Origin of the sequence: Rhodococcus rhodnii NBRC 100604, from assembly GCF_001894925.1 — a bacterium.
Lineage (GTDB): Bacteria > Actinomycetota > Actinomycetes > Mycobacteriales > Mycobacteriaceae > Rhodococcus_F > Rhodococcus_F rhodnii.
The window spans coordinates 288,073-306,068 of the sequence record NZ_BCXD01000003.1 but is presented as its reverse complement, the minus strand read 5'-3'; the positions used below and the strand labels follow the sequence as shown (position 1 = coordinate 306,068).

15 protein-coding genes and 1 pseudogene are annotated in these 17,996 nt (G+C 71.7%); 8 read left to right on the top strand and 8 right to left on the bottom strand.

Features of this window, described 5'->3' with window-relative positions; genetic code table 11:
• Positions 1 to 9 precede the first annotated feature (9 nt).
• The 4 genes from RR1_RS03640 to RR1_RS03625 all read right to left on the bottom strand — a co-directional run bounded on the left by RR1_RS03640 (position 10) and on the right by RR1_RS03625 (position 3,653).
• Positions 10 to 999, bottom strand: a complete 990-nt coding sequence (locus RR1_RS03640) for a glycoside hydrolase family 183 protein (protein ID WP_010838846.1) — start codon at positions 997 to 999, stop codon at positions 10 to 12.
• Positions 996 to 1,838, bottom strand: coding sequence for a transglutaminase-like domain-containing protein (locus RR1_RS03635; protein WP_010838847.1), 843 nt, complete (start codon positions 1,836 to 1,838; stop codon positions 996 to 998). Before RR1_RS03635 ends, RR1_RS03640 begins: the two co-directional genes overlap by 4 nt.
• Before the next feature lie 120 nt (positions 1,839 to 1,958).
• Entirely contained in the window at positions 1,959 to 2,729 is a 771-nt protein-coding gene (locus RR1_RS03630) for a peptidylprolyl isomerase (RefSeq protein WP_010838848.1), read from the bottom strand.
• A 57-nt stretch (positions 2,730 to 2,786) separates the two neighbouring features.
• Positions 2,787 to 3,653, bottom strand: coding sequence for a peptidylprolyl isomerase (locus RR1_RS03625; protein ID WP_010838849.1), 867 nt, complete (start codon positions 3,651 to 3,653; stop codon positions 2,787 to 2,789).
• A 149-nt stretch (positions 3,654 to 3,802) separates the two neighbouring features.
• Between RR1_RS03625 and RR1_RS03620 the strand changes: the two genes are divergently transcribed.
• The 3 genes from RR1_RS03620 to RR1_RS03610 are packed head-to-tail and all read left to right on the top strand — an operon-like array spanning position 3,803 to position 6,414.
• Positions 3,803 to 4,474 (top strand): MBL fold metallo-hydrolase, encoded by a 672-nt coding sequence (locus RR1_RS03620; RefSeq protein WP_010838850.1) that lies wholly within the window; start codon positions 3,803 to 3,805, stop codon positions 4,472 to 4,474.
• Between the two features lie 15 nt (positions 4,475 to 4,489).
• Positions 4,490 to 5,770: a histidine--tRNA ligase gene (hisS, locus tag RR1_RS03615; RefSeq protein ID WP_010838851.1), complete on the top strand. Its 1,281-nt coding sequence runs from the start codon at positions 4,490 to 4,492 to the stop codon at positions 5,768 to 5,770.
• Complete coding sequence (locus tag RR1_RS03610; protein ID WP_010838852.1) at positions 5,767 to 6,414, top strand: hypothetical protein; 648 nt, start codon at positions 5,767 to 5,769, stop codon at positions 6,412 to 6,414. The genes hisS and RR1_RS03610 overlap by 4 nt, the downstream gene beginning before the upstream one ends.
• Before the next feature lie 30 nt (positions 6,415 to 6,444).
• Here the strand turns inward: RR1_RS03610 and RR1_RS03605 are convergent, their stop codons facing one another.
• Both RR1_RS03605 and RR1_RS03600 read right to left on the bottom strand, forming a co-directional pair.
• Positions 6,445 to 7,854: a hypothetical protein gene (locus RR1_RS03605; protein ID WP_010838853.1), complete on the bottom strand. Its 1,410-nt coding sequence runs from the start codon at positions 7,852 to 7,854 to the stop codon at positions 6,445 to 6,447.
• Complete coding sequence (locus tag RR1_RS03600; protein ID WP_010838854.1) at positions 7,851 to 8,171, bottom strand: type VII secretion target; 321 nt, start codon at positions 8,169 to 8,171, stop codon at positions 7,851 to 7,853. The genes RR1_RS03605 and RR1_RS03600 overlap by 4 nt, the downstream gene beginning before the upstream one ends.
• A 143-nt stretch (positions 8,172 to 8,314) precedes the next feature.
• On the opposite strand from RR1_RS03600, the gene RR1_RS03595 reads away from it, so the two are divergent.
• Positions 8,315 to 9,361, top strand: coding sequence for an Rv2578c family radical SAM protein (locus RR1_RS03595; protein ID WP_010838855.1), 1,047 nt, complete (start codon positions 8,315 to 8,317; stop codon positions 9,359 to 9,361).
• 152 nt (positions 9,362 to 9,513) lie between these two features.
• On the top strand, positions 9,514 to 10,503 hold the full coding sequence (locus tag RR1_RS03590) for an ABC transporter substrate-binding protein (RefSeq protein WP_010838856.1): 990 nt from the start codon (positions 9,514 to 9,516) through the stop codon (positions 10,501 to 10,503).
• Positions 10,504 to 10,505: 2 nt separating this feature from the next.
• Here the strand turns inward: RR1_RS03590 and ypfJ are convergent, their stop codons facing one another.
• Positions 10,506 to 11,399, bottom strand: a complete 894-nt coding sequence (gene ypfJ / locus RR1_RS03585; protein ID WP_010838857.1) for a KPN_02809 family neutral zinc metallopeptidase — start codon at positions 11,397 to 11,399, stop codon at positions 10,506 to 10,508.
• Positions 11,400 to 11,562: 163 nt separating this feature from the next.
• On the opposite strand from ypfJ, the gene aspS reads away from it, so the two are divergent.
• Both aspS and RR1_RS03575 read left to right on the top strand, forming a co-directional pair.
• The gene (gene aspS, locus RR1_RS03580) at positions 11,563 to 13,377 is read left to right on the top strand and encodes an aspartate--tRNA ligase (protein WP_010838858.1); all 1,815 of its coding nucleotides are present in this window, start codon (positions 11,563 to 11,565) and stop codon (positions 13,375 to 13,377) included.
• Between the two features lie 168 nt (positions 13,378 to 13,545).
• Positions 13,546 to 14,730, top strand: a complete 1,185-nt coding sequence (locus tag RR1_RS03575; protein WP_040773832.1) for a protein kinase family protein — start codon at positions 13,546 to 13,548, stop codon at positions 14,728 to 14,730.
• A gap of 31 nt (positions 14,731 to 14,761) precedes the next feature.
• On the opposite strand, the pseudogene RR1_RS03570 reads toward RR1_RS03575, so the two are convergent.
• Positions 14,762 to 16,445, bottom strand: a pseudogene (locus tag RR1_RS03570) (alkaline phosphatase D family protein).
• Between the two features lie 135 nt (positions 16,446 to 16,580).
• On the opposite strand from RR1_RS03570, the gene RR1_RS03565 reads away from it, so the two are divergent.
• Positions 16,581 to 17,978 (top strand): replication-associated recombination protein A, encoded by a 1,398-nt coding sequence (locus RR1_RS03565; RefSeq protein ID WP_010838862.1) that lies wholly within the window; start codon positions 16,581 to 16,583, stop codon positions 17,976 to 17,978.
• Positions 17,979 to 17,996 lie beyond the last annotated feature (18 nt).

Below are 17,996 nucleotides of genomic sequence, written 5' to 3'. Positions count from 1 at the left end.
GTACCGGCGTCAGAGCCGGCCGCGGAAATGCAGGACGTGGTACGGCTTTCCGCGACGCGTGTTCCACTGCGAGACGATCAGGTGCAGGTCGTCCGGCGTCGAGAGCGGATGCACGAAGCCGCCGTAGATCTGCGCGTACGACCCGTCGCGGTCGCCCCACGCGCCGCCGCGCACCTGGATGCGGGGCTCGCTCCACCGCCCGTCGACGCGCTCGGCCGTCCGTGTGACGATCGCGTAGGCCGCGGGATCGAAGTACGCCAGCACCCACAGTCCGCCGACGCGGCGCAGACTCATCTCGCCGAACGGGCCCGGCAGGAACGGCGTCGCCGGTGCGCCCCACCGCCACCCGGCGGCGTCCTCGAAGCCCCACGGCTCGTACGCGGCGGGATCGAGGATGCGGTCCTCGCGGACGCGCCGCAGGATTGCGCCGTCCCCGGCGGCCCGCCCGAACGCGGACGACACGACGTACACGAATCCGCCGTCGCGCTCCATCGTCCAGTGCTGATCGAGTGCGCCGGGCCGGTTGTCCCAGCGAGCCGGGCTGAGCTCCCAGCTCGCGCCGGAGTCGTCGGAGTATGCGAGATAGGTGAAGTTCGACATCCACCGCTGCGCCCGCCACGAATGGACGCTCACGACGGACAGATACGTGCGGGCCCCGATCGTCACGGCGTCGGACGGCACGACGGTGAACTCGGTTCCCGGTGCCTCGATCCGTGGGAGTTCGCGGCGATCCCGTCGATTCGGCAGGATCTGGCGCGCACGGCGGCCGCCGGCTGCGCTCGTGAACCGGATCCCGGCAGCGGGATCGGTGGCGGGGCCGCGCAGCAGCACCGGCGAGCGCCAGTTCCGGCCACCTGCCCGCGCCGACGCGAACGTGTCGCCGAGGAAGTACCCGATGTCGCCGTTCGCGAGCACGACCGGGATGCCGAGATCCGTGCCGCCCACACCCCACGGGCGCGTCGCACGACCGGTGAGCGTCGCGACGAGATCCGCGGTCACGGCAGCCGGACGCGCTCCGCCGGATCGTCCGCCGGGAGCGCGCCGGGCACGGTCGCGGTGATCGTCGTGCCCGTCAGATTCAGGGAGCCGCCGTGATTGTCGAGAAAAGCGGTGTCGGCGGCGTCGCGTCCGGTCGCGATCCGCACGAGCGAGTTGCGCGGCGCGAGCCCCGTCGGGTCGTACACGCGCCACCCGTCCGGGCCGAGCGCCTCCGCGACGGCGTGGAAGTCCATCGGATCGCACCCGGGGGCGTAGACCGCGACGAAGCGTGCCGGAACATTCAGTGCGCGCAGCAACGCGATCACGAGGTGCGCCTGATCGCGGCAGACACCCGCCGACGCGAGCAGCGTGTCGGCGGCGTCGGTGTGGCTGTCGCTGACGGGCAGATAGGCCATCCGCTTCGCGACCCACGACGTCACGGCTGCCGCCGTCTCGTACGGCCGCTCGGCCGGAATCGGGTCGGCGGTACCGAACTCGCTGGCCGCGAACGGGTAGAAGCGGTCGACGGGAACGTAGCGACTCGGCCGCAGGTACAGCGAGCGGTCGTGGAGATCCGCGGTCGCACCGGCCGTGCCGGCGTCGTCGCGGCCGTCCTGCACCTCGATGCGAGCGCGGTACCACGCGGTGCCGGACGTCGGGGCGACGTCGCGCAGCACGTGGATCCGGCCCCCGTGCGACGCGGCGAACTCGGTGGCGGCGACATCGCGACCGTTCGCAGTGAACGTCAGCTCCTCCTCGACGAGGACACCGCGCCGGTGGGCGACGGCGATCTGGAACTCGAGTTCCGTCGCCTCGGTCACCTCGAAGTCGATCCGTGCCGAGACCTCTCGTGTGGGCACCGCGTTCCTTTCGCATCGGGATATCCCGCACGCGAGGTGCGCCGGGGAATCTCCCCACGATCCCACGGGACGCGGTCGCCCGCCGATCAGCCGGTCGTGCCGATCAGCTCGTCGTGCCGATCAGCTCGTGGTCGCCGAGTCGATCGTGACGGACCGGTTCGGTGCGCCGTCGCCGGGGCCGTTGCGGTTGTCGGTGCCCTCGGCCGCGATCTCGTCGAGCACCTCGAGTCCCGTCTCGGAGATGGTGCCGAAGACCGTGTACGCCGGCGGCAGGACGGAGTCCTCGTACACCAGGAAGAACTGGCTGCCGTTGGTGCCGGGCCCGGCGTTCGCCATCGCGAGGGTGCCGCGCGGGTACCCGACCGCCTCCGACGACTCCGCGGCGGTGGCCGGGTACTCGTCGGCGAACTGGTAGCCGGGCCCGCCGTTGCCGCGGCCACTCGGATCGCCGCACTGGAGCACGCTCAGCCCGCTCGCGGCGGTGAGGCGGTGGCACGGCGTGCCGTCGTAGAAGCCCTGATCGGCGAGGCTCACGATGCTCTGCACCGTGCACGGCGCCCACGCGCGGTCGAGCGTCGCGTCGATCGCGCCCGCATCGGTCGCGAGGGTCAGGACGGTGGTGCCCGTGGCGGGGACGTCGGTCGCAGCGGGCGGCTGCGCCGGCGCGGCGGGTTCGCCCTGCGCGTCGTACTCGCACGTCACCGGGTCGCCGCCCTCGGGCGGGGTGGGAAGCGCGGGGAAGTTCCCGAGATCCGCAGCCGGCGCATCGGCCGTGCTCGTCGTGTCGGCCGCCGTCGCGTCGCCCTCGGTGTCGTCGCCGTTCGAGCATCCCGCGAGAACGAGAACGCTGCCGAGCGCGATCGCCGCGCCCGTCCTGATGCGCATGGTCATGCGTGCCTCCGTGCGTGGTGCGGTGGGGGAGAAGTGCAGTGGAGAAGTGAAGGGCGGTCAGTCCATCCGGATGGAGGTGATGTCCACCGGCTGCGTCGGGGCGCCGTCCCCGGGGCCGTTCGCGTCGTCGCTGCCCTCGGCCGCGATCTCGTCGAGAGTGGCGAGTCCGGTCTCGTCGACCGTTCCGAACACGGTGTACTGCGGCGGGAGCTGCGAGTCGCCGTACACGAGGAAGAACTGGCTGCCGTTGGTGTCCGGCCCGGCGTTCGCCATCGCGAGCGTGCCCCGCGGGTAGGTGACGGGCTGCTGTGCCGCAGGATCGGCGTCCGAGTACTGATCGGTGGGGAACTCGTTGGCGAACTGATAGCCGGGACCGCCGGCGCCGGAGCCCGCCGGATCACCGCACTGCAGCACCTTCAGGGCGTCGCCCGTGGTGAGCCGATGGCAGGTCGTCGCATCGAAGTAGCCCTGCGAGGCGAGCGAGACGAAGCTGTTCACCGTGCACGGCGACGTCGCGTTGTCGAGCACGAGACCGAGATCGCCCCGGTTCGTCTCCATGCTGACGCTCACCGTCTCGAGGGTCGTGTCGATGCCGTCGGTGCGCGGCGGTTCGACGGGCTTCGCCGCGGGCTGCGGCGACGCCGGGTACTCGCACGAGACGAGTTCGGGCAGCGGCTCCGCGCGACCCGAGGGCAGCACACCGGCCTCGGGCGGTGCCGCGGTCGTCGCGGTGGTGTCGGTGTCGGCGTCGTCGCCACCCGTGAGGGTCACGACGGCCGTGACCGCGGCCACGACGACCACGACGCCGACCGCGGCACCCGCGATCGTCAACTGCGTGCGGCGCCGAGCGCGCTGGGCACGGCGTTCGAGTTGACGTTCGAGTTTCCGCTTGGCGGCGGCGCGACGCTGCTCGTTGCTCGGCACTGCGATGTCCCTCCCGTTCCTGCGTTCACCGCTCGGCCGCGGCGCTCTCGACCCCAGAGTCTGCCACTCCGGCTCCCCGAGCCCGTCGTGCGACCCGGCCGCATACTCTTGAGGCCGACCGACGACGACTCGACCGAGGAGCGGACAGCGTGCTCGTCACTGGCTTTCCCGCCGGCATGTTCCAGACCAACTGCTACGTCGTGGCGCACGACGACGCGCGCGAGTGCGTCGTCGTCGATCCGGGGCAGGACGCCGCCGCCCCGCTCGCCGGCTTCCTCGACGAACGAGGCCTCGTTCCCACCGCGGTCCTCGTCACCCACGGGCACCTCGATCACGTGTGGAACGTCCGCGAGGTGTGTGAGACGTACTCCGTCCCGGCCTACATCCACCCCGCCGATCGCGGGATGCTCACCGACCCCGCGAGCGGCATCGGACCGACGATGGCGCAATTCGTCGCCGGGATGGAGTTCAGCGAGCCCGAGCGCATCGTCGAACTCGCTGACGGCGATGTCGTGACCGAAGCGGGGATCGAGTTCACCGTCGACCACACGCCGGGCCACACCCGCGGCGGCGTCGTCTTCCGCGCCGTCGCGGACGGGTCGACTCCCTTCGCGCTGACCGGCGACACGCTCTTCCAGGGGTCGATCGGGCGCACCGATCTGCCCGGCGGCGATCACGAGCAGCTGCTGCAGTCGATCGCGGACCGCCTGCTCGTGCTGCCCGACGAGACCGTCGTCCTCCCCGGTCACGGGGCCGCCACCACGATCGGCACCGAGCGGACCGGGAACCCCTTCCTGGTTGGACTCTCCGAATCGCGATAAGGAACACTTCGTCCAGTGAGCAAAGCGAGCGCGTTCTCCGCCCCCAAGGGCATCCCCGACTACCTGCCGCCGGCATCGGCCGACTTCGTCGCGGTGCGCGACGCCTTCGTCTCGGCCGCGCATCGCGCGGGATACGGACACATCGAGCTCCCCGTCTTCGAGGACACGGGACTGTTCGCGCGCGGTGTCGGCGAGTCGACCGACGTCGTCTCCAAGGAGATGTACACGTTCACCGACCGCGGGGATCGCTCCGTCACGCTGCGGCCCGAGGGGACGGCGGGCGTGATGCGTGCCGTCGTCGAGCACGGGCTCGACCGCGGCGCGCTCCCGGTGAAGGTCTGCTACAACGGGCCGTTCTTCCGGTACGAGCGCCCCCAGGCCGGACGCTACCGCCAGCTGCAGCAGGTCGGCATCGAAGCGATCGGTGTCGACGATCCCGCGCTGGACGCCGAGGTCGTCGCGACGGCCGATGCAGGATTCCGTGCGCTCGGACTCACCGACTATCGGCTCGAGATCACCTCGCTCGGCGACGACAGCTGCCGCCCGCAGTACCGGGAACTGTTGCAGGACTTCCTGTTCGGGCTGCCGCTCGACGACGCGACCCGCGAACGCGCGCGGATCAATCCGCTCCGGGTCCTCGACGACAAGCGGCCCGAGGTGCGGGAGATGACCGCCGACGCCCCGCTCATGCTCGATCACCTGTCGGACTCGGCGAGACGCCACTTCGACGCGGTCCTGGCCTATCTCGACGCGCTCGGTGTGCGCTACACGATCAACCCGCGGATGGTGCGCGGCCTCGACTACTACACCAAGACGACGTTCGAGTTCGTGCACGACGGGCTCGGCGCGCAGTCCGGCATCGGTGGCGGTGGCCGTTACGACGGGCTGATGGCACAGCTCGGCGGGCAGCCGCTGTCCGGGATCGGCTACGGACTCGGTGTCGACAGGACGGTCCTCGCACTCGGCGTCGAGGGCAGATCGACGGCCGCCGCCGGCCGGGTCGCGGTCTTCGGAGTGCCGCTCGGCGACGACGCCAAGCGGGTCCTCGTCGTTCTCGCCGCGAGCCTGCGTTCGGCCGGAGTCTCGGTCGACCTCGCGTACGGCGACCGTGGCCTCAAGAGCGCGATGAAGGCGGCGGACCGCTCGGGTGCGCGGTTCGCTCTCGTCCTCGGCGACCGCGAGGTGGCCGAGGGGACGATCGGGCTCAAGGACCTCTCGGACGGCAGTCAGGAGACCGTCGCGATCGACGCCGTCGTGGCGCGGCTCGCGGAATCGCTCGGCGAGGTGCCCCGGTGAACGAACCGGCCGGCGGCGCCGACGGGCCCGTCGCGCTCGACCTGGTTCCCGTCGCACTCGTCGCTCCGCGTGTGCGCGCGGTCGCGACCGGGGCGGTCGTCGTCGCCGTCGTCGTCGGCGCGCTCATCGCCCTGCTCACCACGCCCGTCGCCGGGCTCGTGACGGGACTCGTCATCGCGGTTCCCGTCGTCACGGTCTCGGTTCTGGGTCTGCGCCGCGGCATCACACTCGACCGGACGACGTTGACCGCGGTCGCGGGACTGCGCAGTCGCAGTGTCGACGTGACGCATGCGCAGTCGGTGGATCTCGTGGTCCGGTCGCTGCGGATGGCGGAGGTGGCGGTGCGTGTCACCGACGACAGGACGACGGTCACCGTCCCGCTCGCGCTCTACGTCGGATCCGACGGTGGCCGCGAACTCGAGATCCTGCCGTTGCGGCGGCTCGCCGACGCCCTCGCTCGGGCCGAGGACGTCTCCGCCGCCGCCGTCTCGGCGGTGCTCGTCGACCAGCTGCGCGCCGAGGCCCGGGGTGCGGGCCTCGGCGAACGTCCGCTGTACCGGGCCGTCGAGCTGGCCCGGTCCGGTCATCCCCGGGTCGCCGTGCTCAGCGACTCCGAAGTCGCCTCGCTGCTGTCCGACAACTGAGCGCTGCCGTCGGACGACCGCCCGGGACGGTCATTCGCCGAAGTCGACCCCGTCGAGTTCCTGCTCGCCGATCACGGCGGGTGCGACGAGGGGCATGTCGCCGGCGAACTCCGAGCGTGAGTCGCCGACGCCCTGCAGGTAGTTCGGGGAACTGCGGTGCTCGGAGTCCGATCCCTGCCCGCCGCGCGCGCTCGCCCCGGCGCCACCACCCATCATGCCGCCGCCTGCCGTCGGCGGAACGGCGCCGCCGGCCATGCCGGCAGCACCGGTCGCGAACGCCGCGCCGCCCACCGCGCCGCCGACGGCGCCGGCGACCGACGGTGCCGCGGTGGGGGGAGTGGCGCTCACGCCGCCACCCCCGAATCCGCCGCCGACCCCACCGACACCACCGGCGCCCCCGCCTCCGCCTCCGCCCAGACCGGCAGCAGTGCCGAGCCCGGCCGCCGAGGTCCGCGCCGGGTCGCCGGGAGCGCCGCTCTCACCGAGCGACGGCGTCGCGTGCGACTGCGCGACCTGGCTCAGTCCGTCGGTGACCGTCGAGAGCAGCGGCTTCCCGACGCCCTCGATGACCTGGTTCGCGATCTGGAACGGCGAGACACCGCCGACCGCGGGCGGCGGCGGAACCGGCACCGGGGCCGCGAGGCCGTTCATCGTCAGCGTGTACTCGTTGAGCTCGGTTCGGGTACCGGTGACGATCGCGATCGCGGCCTTGAGGTGCTCGGCGGCCGACGCGAGCAGCATCGCCTGCCCCGGCGGGGTCAGGATCACCGGGGCGGCTGCCGTCGCCGTCGCCGCGAACGACGACGCGACCGTCTCGAGATTCGCGTTGCCGCGCGCGACGCACGCCGCGGCCGTCTGCGTCGTGGTTCCGATCGCACGGCCCTGATCGGAGAGTTCGGCGCCGCTCGTGGTGGCGGCCCTGCCCTCGCTCTGGACGTTCTGCGCTGCCTGACTCTGCCAGACCTGATCGAGGGTGGAGAGCGCACTCGTGCTCATGCCCATGACCTGATCGAGGACTCCCGAGAGCCCCTGCAGCAGCGACGTCGGATCGAAGCCACCGCCGAACGACCCGGAGCCGAACAGCCCGCCGAGTTCGGTCAGCGGCGCCAGCAGGGTGTCGATGCCAGGGAGGCCGGCGAGGCCCTGTCCCGAGAGCAGCGCTTCGATGGGATTCGGTGGGAGCGGCGGCAACTGCGGGAGTGGTGGCAGTTCCGGGAGCGTGCCCAACGGGGTGTCGAGCAGACCGCCGAGCGGCGACTCGCGCAGCGCGTCCATCGGCGTGTCCGGCAGCGGAGCCGAGAGGAAGTCGCCGAGCGGTCCGGCGCCGAGGGCGTCCGCGACGGTGGGTGCGGACGCGGCGGCGGCGTCCGGGCCGGGGGAGGGTGCAGGGCCCATTCCCAGGTCGATGCCGCCGTCTTCGGGTGTCGCGAAGGTGCTCATGCGAGAGACTCCCCGATCCCGCCGAGGGCGTCCCCGGATGCGCGGTCGGTGCCGTCGTAGCCGGCGGCCGCCGAGTCGGCGGCGGCGGCGGTGCCCGCGTAGTGCGCTGCGAGTTCCGCGACGCTCTGTGCGTGCGTCGACTGCGCGTGCGCGAACGCCGCGAGGAAGTCGGCGCCGATCGGCCCGAGGACCGGCGTGAGGGCCGCGATGTTCGCGGCGAGATCGTAGGCACCGGCGCTGCCGATCTGCTCGGCGGACTGTGCCGCCGAGCGTGCGTAGGCGCGGATGCCGTCGGTGTCGACGACGAGGTCGCTCAAGACGTGTCTCCCCCCGGGAACATGCTCGATGAAGGCCGCGGTGCGCGGCAGGCACGACTGTATCCCACGCCGGGCCGCCGGACCGCCGCGCCACGTGCGGCTGTGGATTGACAAGAGTTCGTACAGATGTTCGACTGAACGGCGTGAGGTGGAGTGGACAAGCGATCGACGTCGACGACGGAGCTCTTCCCGGTCTCACACGATCGGGGGTGCTGCGTACGGTGCAGACGCCGGAGTTCGAGGGAATCACCTTCCATGAGGTGCTCTGCAAGAGCGCGCTGAACACGGTGCCCGCAGAGTCGCGACTTCCGTTCCGGCACACCGTCAACGCCTACCGGGGGTGCTCGCACGCCTGCCGCTACTGCTTCGCCAGGCCCACGCACGAGTACCTCGATCTCGACGCCGGCGACGACTTCGACCGGCAGGTCGTCGTGAAGCTCAACGTCGCCGCCGTCCTGCGCCGCGAACTGCGCCGCCGGTCGTGGCAACGCGAACCCGTCGCCCTCGGCACCAACACCGACCCCTATCAGCGGGCCGAGGGACGCTACCGGCTCATGCCGGGCATCATCGGCGCGCTCACCGAGGCCGCGACGCCGTTCTCGATTCTCACCAAGGGGACGCTGCTCCGGCGCGACCTGCCGCTGCTGCGTCAGGCGTCGGCACGCGTGTCGGTGGGTATCGGCGTGTCGCTCGCGATCGGCGATCACGACCTGCAGCGCGCGCTCGAACCGGGCACGCCCTCGCCGCGGGCGCGGCTCGACCTCATCCGTGCGATCACCGACGCCGGCCTCGAATGCAGCGTGATGGTCGCACCCGTCATCCCGTATCTCACCGACTCGGTGTCCCATCTCGACGCGCTCCTCGCGGACATCGCGGCGGCGGGCGCCGTCGGTGTCACGGCGTTCCCGATGCATCTGCGCGGGAGCACGCGCGGCTGGTTCCTGTCGTGGCTCGCGGCGGAGCACCCCGCGCTCGTGCGGCGCTACCGCGAGCTGTACGGCCGCGGCGCGTACGTGAGTCCCGAGTACGCCCGCTGGCTCGCGGACCGGATCGACCCGCTGATCGACCGGCACGGGCTGCGTCACCGCGCCGAACTGCGCGACGTTCCGTTCCACAACGCCGAATCGCCCGGGGCGGCGCCCACGCGTGACGCGGTGAGCGCCGCCCCTTCCGAACGAACGCTCTTCTGATCGACCCGCCGGGGGCCGCCCCACGGTGAGCCGTTTCACGTTAGGGTGCCCGAAGTGAGGGCAGCCTTTCCTGTTCGTCCTCGACGTGGAATGTCGCTCTCGACGTGAGGCCGAGGGAAGAGTGAGGGAGAGACAGTGAACGGACCCGGACAGTGAACAGACCTGCTCGTATCGTCGCCGCCCTGATCGCGTCGGCCGTCCTCCTGACCGCGTGCGGTGGCGGCGGCACCGACTCGGAGGACGATGCCGCAGGCGAGGCCGCCGCGACCCGCATGCTCGACACCCCGGCCGGCCCCGTCGAGATCCCCGTCGATCCGCAACGCATCGTCACCACGCACAACATCGGCACCCAGCCGCTGCTCGACCTCGGGATCACCCCGATCGGCGTCGCGTCGGTGCCCGAGTCGATCGTCGTGCCCGAGTACCTCGACCGGCTTCGGGACGTACCCGTCGTCACCGACGGCGAGACCGTCGCCGTCGAACAGATCGCGACCCTCGAACCGGATCTGATCCTGTCGCACAGCGGTACCGACCCGAACGTGCTCGACTCGCTGCGGGCGATCGCGCCCGTCGTGCTCGTGCCGATCGAGGGTGAGCTCCGCAGCGACTGGCGCCGCCGCATCGACGTCGTCGCCGACGCCGTCGGCCGCACCGACCGCAAGAACGAACTCGACACCGAACTCGACGCCCGCGCAGCCGAGATCGCCGACGAGCACCAGGCGACGCTGTCGGAGGCGACCGTGTCCTTCCTCGACTCGTACGACCCGGCCGATTTCTGGGCATACGGGCCCGAGTCGATGGTCGGCGAGATCCTCACCGAGGCGGGGGCACGATTCGCGCCGTCCACCGAGGGGATGACGCCGACGCGCGGCCCGGGGGAGCGCAACATGTCCCGTGAGGACCTCGCGACGTACGCGGACGGATCGATGCTGCTCTACAGCTCGACGATGACCGATCCCGCCGAGATCGAGCCGTACGGGCAGGTCGCCTCGCTCGTCGAGACACCGATGGTCACGGGATCGGACGCGGGCCGTGTGGGGCACGTGTACCCCGGCGGCTACGCGCTCGTGAGCAACTACGGTCAGGCGCTGTTCATCCTCGACAGGTTCGACGACGCGCTCACCGCGTACGCAGAGCCCTGACCTCACGCTCCGGCCGGGTCGAGGAGCTCGAAGGTGTCGCACGCCTCGACCCGGCCGGTGTCGTAGCCCTCGAGGAACCAGTCCCGGCGCTGCTCGGCCGAGCCGTGCGTCCAGGATTCCGGGTCGACGCGTGCACCCGACGAACGCGCGATGCGGTCGTCGCCGACGGCCGCGGCCGCCGAGAGCGCGTCGTCGACGTCGGCGGTCGAGAGCGGCAGCAGGAAGGGCGTGCCGTCCGGCCCGGCGGTGTCGTCGGCGTGATGGGCCCACACACCCGCGTAGCAGTCGGCCTGGAGTTCGGTGCGCACGCTCGCCGACGTGGCGCCGCGCGAGTCGGCACGGCCACGGCCGAGATCGCCGAGCTGGTTCTGGATGTGGTGGCCGAACTCGTGCGCGACGACGTACTCCTGCGCGAGCGGTCCCGTGTTCGCGCCGAACCGCGACACCAGGACGTCGAAGAACGTCGTGTCCACGTACGCGGTGCGGTCGGCGGGACAGTAGAACGGGCCGACCTCGCTCGTCGCGTTGCCGCACGCCGTCGCGACCGACGACGTGAACAGCTCGACACCGGGCGGCTCGTACGCGACGCCGGTCTGCGCGGGCAGTTGCGTCTCCCACACCGCGTCCAGGCTGCCGACCGTGTAGAGCACGCGGCAGTCGACGTACGCGTTCGCGTCGGCGCCCGTCTCGCAGTGGTCGAGGCTCGGCGCGGCTCCCTGCGACTCCGTGTTCCCGCTCACCGTTCCGAGCAGCGTGCCCGGGTCGCCGCCGAGCAGCAGCGCCACCAGCAGTGCGACGACGACGCCCGCGCCGCCACCCATGACGACGCGTCCACCGGCGCCGCTGCTCGTCCGGACGCGGCCGGTGTCCATGCGCGTTCCGCGGTCGAAGGTCATGGTCGCCGTCGTCCTCTCCTCCGGTGCGGCGGGGAACGCGTTTTCGCTCGCACCGGTCGCCTCCGTAATATCGCAGGAGAGCGAACGCGTCCGCGTGCGTTTCCACACGCGCGGGCCGTCTCCCGACCCCACGCCTTCCGACATGCCTTCCGAAAGGATCCCCGTGCTGCGCACCCACCTCGCCGGCTCCCTGCGGCCCGAGCACGCCGAGCAGACCGTCACCCTCACCGGGTGGGTCGCGCGGCGTCGCGATCACGGTGGGGTGATCTTCATCGACCTGCGGGACGCGTCCGGCGTGGCGCAGGTCGTCTTCCGTGAGAGCGACGTCGCCGAGCAGGCACATCGGCTCCGCGCGGAGTACTGCGTCAAGGTCACCGGTGTCGTCGAGGAGCGCCCCGAGGGCAACCAGAACTACGAGATCCCGACCGGCGCGATCGAGGTCGACGCGCGCGAGCTCGAGGTCCTCGCCGAGAGCGCGCCGCTGCCGTTCCAGCTCGACGACCAGCCCGGCGAGGAAGCCCGGCTGAAGTACCGCTACCTGGACCTGCGCCGTCCCGGTCCCGGTCACGCGCTGCGGCTGCGGTCCAAGGTCAACGCCGCTGCCCGCGAGGTGCTCGGCGGCCACGAGTTCGTCGAGGTCGAGACCCCGACGCTGACGCGGTCCACGCCCGAGGGCGCACGCGACTTCCTCGTCCCCGCGCGGCTGCATCCGGGCGAGTTCTACGCGCTGCCGCAGAGCCCGCAGCTGTTCAAGCAGCTCCTCATGGTCAGCGGTGTCGAGCGCTACTACCAGATCGCGCGCTGCTACCGGGACGAGGACTTCCGCGCGGACCGGCAGCCGGAGTTCACGCAGCTCGACATCGAGATGTCGTTCGTGACGCAGGAGGACGTCGTCCTGCTCGCCGAGGAGATCCTCGTCGCGCTGTGGCGGCTCGTCGGACACGAGATCACGACGCCGATCCCGCAGATGACCTATGCCGAGGCGATGCGTCGATTCGGCTCCGACAAGCCCGACCTGCGCTTCGGCCTCGAGCTGGTGGAATGCAAGGAGTTCTTCGCGGAGACGACGTTCCGCGTGTTCCAGGCCGAGTACGTGGGCGCCGTGGTCATGCCCGGGGGTGCGAGCCAGCCGCGTCGTCAGCTCGACGCCTGGCAGGAATGGGCCAAGCAGCGCGGTGCCAAGGGCCTCGCGTACGTCCTCGTCGGCGAGGACGGCGAACTGACCGGCCCGGTCGCGAAGAACCTCACCGACGCCGAGCGCGCCGGTCTGGCCGATCACGTCGGCGCGAAGCCCGGCGACTGCATCTTCTTCGCCGCGGGACCGACGAAGCCGATGCGTGCGCTGCTCGGCGCGGCCCGCGGCGAGATCGCGCGCAAGCAGGATCTCATCGATCCCGACGCGTGGGCCTTCGTGTGGGTCGTCGACGCGCCGATGTTCGAGCCGACCGCGGACGCGACCGAGAGCGGCGACGTCGCCCTCGGCCACAGCGCATGGACGGCGGTGCACCACGCGTTCACCTCGCCCAAGCCCGAGTCGATGGACACCTTCGACACCGACCCCGGATCGGCACTCGCGTACGCCTACGACATCGTGTGCAACGGCAACGAGATCGGTGGCGGCAGCATTCGTATCCACCGCAAGGACATCCAGGAGCGCGTCTTCGCCGTCATGGGCATCTCGCACGAGGAGGCGCAGGAGAAGTTCGGCTTCCTGCTCGACGCGTTCTCGTACGGCGCGCCGCCGCACGGCGGTATCGCCTTCGGCTGGGACCGCATCACCTCGCTCCTCGCGGGTGTCGACTCGATCCGCGAGGTCATCGCGTTCCCGAAGTCGGGTGGCGGCGTCGATCCGCTGACCGACGCGCCCGCGCCGATCACGCCGCAGCAGCGCAAGGAGTCCGGGATCGACGCGAAGCCGGAGCCGAAGGGCGCGGCGAGAGGCGGCGCGACGTCCGAGACGGAGCCGTCCGCGAACTGACACCGGTCCGGCGCCCGCAGTGTTCGGGCGGGCGCCGCGCGGCGTTTCGGGCCCGGCGTCCCCTCTCGGTGGGGCCGAAGGTCGCATGCGCGGCACGGAGGTCTCGGAATCGACAAGATGCACCGCGCACCGGGTGATCGTCGCCCGGCACAGGTAGATTCGTACGCGATGACGGCACTATTGGCAGACCCCGTTTCAGAGGTCGTGGCGGCAGCGGAGACGCTGCTCACCCGCCGGACCGGGGCAACGGTGACATTGGTGGATCCGATCGACCTGGGGGGCAGCGGCCGTTCCGTCGTGGTGCGGGTCCGCGTCGCCGAGAACCCGTTCTCGCTTCCCCGGACGCTCGTCCTCAAGCAGTTCCACCCGTCACGCAAGGCACACGACTCGGCCGCCTTCCCGGCTGCGCCGAGCACGGGCAGTTCCGCCGCCGACGACGCTTCGCCCGGGGGCACGTCCTTCCTCCGGGAGATCGTGTCCTACCGGTTCACCACGGCGCTGCCGGTCGAGAGCCGGCCCGGCGCCGAGCTGATCGCCGCCGATCCCGACGACCGGCTGCTCGTGCTGAGCGATCTCGGCGACTCAACCCCGTTCGCCGAACTCGTGCGCGGAGCGGACTCCGACAGCGTCACGAACAACCTCATGGCAGCGTCGCAGGCGCTCGGCCGCATGCACGCGGCGACGGTCGGGCGCGAGGAGGACTTCTCGGTGCTGCTCCGCCGCGCCGGACTTCCCGCGGAGAACGACCCGACAGCCGATCACATCGACGACGCCGTCGCTGCCCTGCCCGCGATGCTCGCGACGCGCCTCGGCGTCAGCGTCCCCGACGAGGTCGTCGACACCGTGCGAGAGAACGCCGAGTTCTTCCGCAGCGGCGGGTTCCGGGCGTTCAGCTCGTTCGATCTGTGCCCCGACAACGTCATCATCGGCGCGGAGGGGGTGCGCTTCCTCGACTACGAGGCGGGTGGCTTCCGTGACGCGATGTTCGACATCGCGTACGCACGGATGTCGTTCCCCGGTTGCCTGTGCCGGGTCGACCTTCCAGCGGACCGCGCCGACGCGATGGCGGACGCATGGCGTGCCGAGGTCGTCGGGATGTGGCCCGCGCTCGCCGACGACGAGTTCTTCGCGGCCCGGATCGCGCGGGCCGAGCTCGTGTGGGCCTGGTGGAGCACGTACCTGTTCCTGCCCGGCGACGACGAACGCGTCGCCGCAGCCGGCACACACAGCCTCGCCGCACCGCGTCTCGACGTTCTGCGCCAGCGCTGGATCCAGGTCGCGCGGTCCGCGGAGCGTGCCGGTGACACCGCCCTCGCGGACCACGCGACGTCCGTCGCCGCCGTCCTGGCCTGACCCCCCGTCCGCGTCCGGTCGGGGGGCGGCGTCAGCGCCGCGACGCGACGGGCGGGAGCGGACCGGCGGGGGCGGAGAGGCCCCCGCCCGCGGGAACGCGGCGGCTCGCGCCGAGGATCGCCGGTGCGCCCGGGACGGCAGGATCGACGAAGTACCAGTCCATCTGCGCGCCGTCGGGCGTCACCTCGAACACGCCGTACCCGTGCGAGTCCAGTTCGACGTACCGGATGTGCCGGTTGACCGAGGTGATGGCCGCCTCGATCGCGACGGACGTCGTGCGCGGCGGCATGTGCAGGATCTCGTCGAAGTTCTGCGACGTCACCGACGTCACGACCATCTCGCACGCGACGACGGGTGACGCGGGATACGACGCGGCGTCGAGCGGCAGGTCCGAGCACCAGCTCGAGTGGATGTCGCCGGTGAGGAAGACCGTCGAGGTGCGTCCCGACGACGCGAGGGCGTCGAAGAGGCGGCGACGGTCCGCGGTGTAGCCGTCCCACTGATCGGCGTTGAGCGGGATGCCGGCCTGGGGGATGCCGGTGAGTTCCGTGAGCGCCCGTGCGTGCTCGGGTTCGAGCGGCGGCGCCACGAACGGCGCGATCATCACGGGGTTGCCGACGAGATTCCACTGCGCGGTGGACGTCGTCGTGGTCCGGACGAGCCAGTCCATCTGGTCGGCGCCCGTGATCGAGCGTGCGGGCGAATCGATGTCCGCGCCCGAGAGCGAGGACACCTGCTCGTCGCGGTAGCTGCGCAGATCGAGCATCGACAGTTCGGCGAGAGCCCCGAACCGCAGTCGGCGGTAGAGCCTCGGATCGTCGGCGGTCCCCGACGGCCGGACCGGCATCCATTCGAGATACGCCTGCAGCGCGGCTCCGCGGCGCTCCGCCCACGAGCCCTCGGTGACGGGGTCGTGGTTCTCGGCGCCCGTCGCGTGCGCGTCGTTCGCCGACTCGTGGTCGTCCCACGTCGTGATCCACGGCAGCCGGGCGTGCAGTGCGGCGAGATCCGGATCCGTCTTGTACTGGGCGTGCCGGATCCGGTAGTCCGCGAGCGTCACCATCTCGTGCGCGGGTTCGTGGATGCGCACCGAACCGCCTCGGCCGCCGTACTTTCCGGGTCCGTACTCGTAGAGGTAGTCGCCGAGGTGGACGATGGCGTCGAGGTCGTCGCGCTCCGCGAGATGCCGGTACGCGCCGAACCAGCCCGCCTCCCAGTTCGAGCACGAGACGACACCGAGGCGCAGCCGGTCGAGGGCGGCGTCGACGTGCGGTGCCGTCCAGGTGCGCCCGACCGGGCTGTCGACGCCGTCGCATCGGAAGCGGTACCAGTAGGTCGTGTCGGGCGAGAGGCCCGTGACGTCGACCTTGACGGTGTGATCGCGCTGCGGGCCGGTGCGCTCGGTTCCCGACCGCACCACGCGACTCATCTCCGGGTCGAGTGCGAGCTGCCACGAGACGTCCACCTCGGGCCCGCTGCCGGATCCCGGCAGGGAGTCGGCGGACGGGGTGACACGCGTCCACACGAGCACGGCGTCGGGCAGCGGTGTCGCCCGAGGCGACGCCGTGCGCGAAGACCGCCGGTGCGGCGCCCGCGAATCGGGGGAGGGCGAGGGCCGCGCCGGTCGCGAGCGCGGCGGAGCCGAGGAAGGTGCGGCGCCGGAACGCTCGTGAGCCGCGGGAACCGGGCGACGCCGAATCGGAGGTCGGATGCACGCGGTGATTCCAGCAGTGAACCGGTCGTGTGTCCAGGACGGATCGCCCACGACCGGGAAGTTCACCGGTCGTTCGGCACGTCGTCACCACAGCGGCACGAGTGGACCGTCGCCGCGACCCGGTAGCGTCGACGCCGTGGAGGATCTGTTCGGCGGAGACGACCTGCTCGGCGACGGCGCCGCGACGGAAGCGAGCGCCGACGCCGCACCCCCGCGCGGCGACCGGGTCCCGGCCGGCGCGCCGCTCGCCGTCCGGATGCGGCCGAGCACGCTCGACGAGGTCGTCGGCCAGCAGCATCTGCTCGGTCCCGGTGCGCCGCTGCGACGGCTCGTCGAGGGATCGGGCGCGGCCTCCGTGATCCTCTTCGGCCCGCCCGGCACCGGGAAGACGACGCTCGCGTCGCTGATCTCCGGTGCGACGGGCCGCCGCTTCGAGGCGCTCTCGGCGCTGTCCGCGGGTGTCAAGGAGGTGCGCGGCGTCATCGACCTCGCGCGCCGCCGCCTGCTGTCGGGCGAGCAGACGGTCCTGTTCATCGACGAGGTGCACCGGTTCTCCAAGACGCAGCAGGACGCACTGCTCGCGGCCGTCGAGAACCGGATCGTCCTGCTCGTCGCGGCGACGACGGAGAATCCGTCGTTCTCCGTGGTCTCGCCGCTGCTCTCGCGCTCGCTCGTGCTGCAGCTCCAGCCGCTCGGCGACGACGACATCGCCGCGCTGCTCGAACGCGCCCGCGTCGACGAGCGCGGCCTCGGCGGTGCGCTCACGGTGGACGACGACGCGCTCGCGCATCTCGTGCGGCTCGCATCCGGCGACGCCCGGCGCGCGCTCACCGCACTCGAGGCCGCGGCCGGAACCGCGCTGGCCGCGGCGGGAGACGGCGACGCCGTGCTGGATCTCGCGACGGTCGAGGCGAGCGTCGACAAGGTCGCGGTGCGCTACGACCGCGACGGCGACCAGCACTACGACGTCGTCAGCGCGTTCATCAAGTCGATCCGCGGGTCCGACGTCGACGCCGCGCTGCACTATCTCGCTCGCATGATCACCGCGGGGGAGGACCCGCGCTTCATCGCGCGCCGTCTCGTCGTCCACGCGTCGGAGGACATCGGCATGGCCGATCCGTCGGCACTGCAGACGGCGACGGCAGCGGCACAGGCCGTGCAGCTCATCGGCATGCCCGAGGCGCGGCTCGCGCTGGCCCAGGCGACCATCCATCTCGCGACCGCCCCGAAATCGAGCGGCGTCGTCGCCGCGATCGGCGCCGCGATGAGCGACGTCGCTGCGGGGAAGTCGGGGGCGGTGCCGCCGCATCTGCGTGACGGGCACTACGCCGGGGCCGCGGGCCTGGGAAACGCCGTAGGCTATAGGTACCCCCACGACCACCCCGACGGCGTCCTCGAGCAGCAGTATCCGCCCGACGAACTCGTCGGCGTGGACTACTACGAGCCGACCGGTCGCGGTGTGGAACGCGCGATCGGGGAACGACTCGATCGGCTGCGCGCGATCGTGCGCGGTATCGGCCGGCGCCGCGGGTAGCAGTGGGGAGCCGGTTCG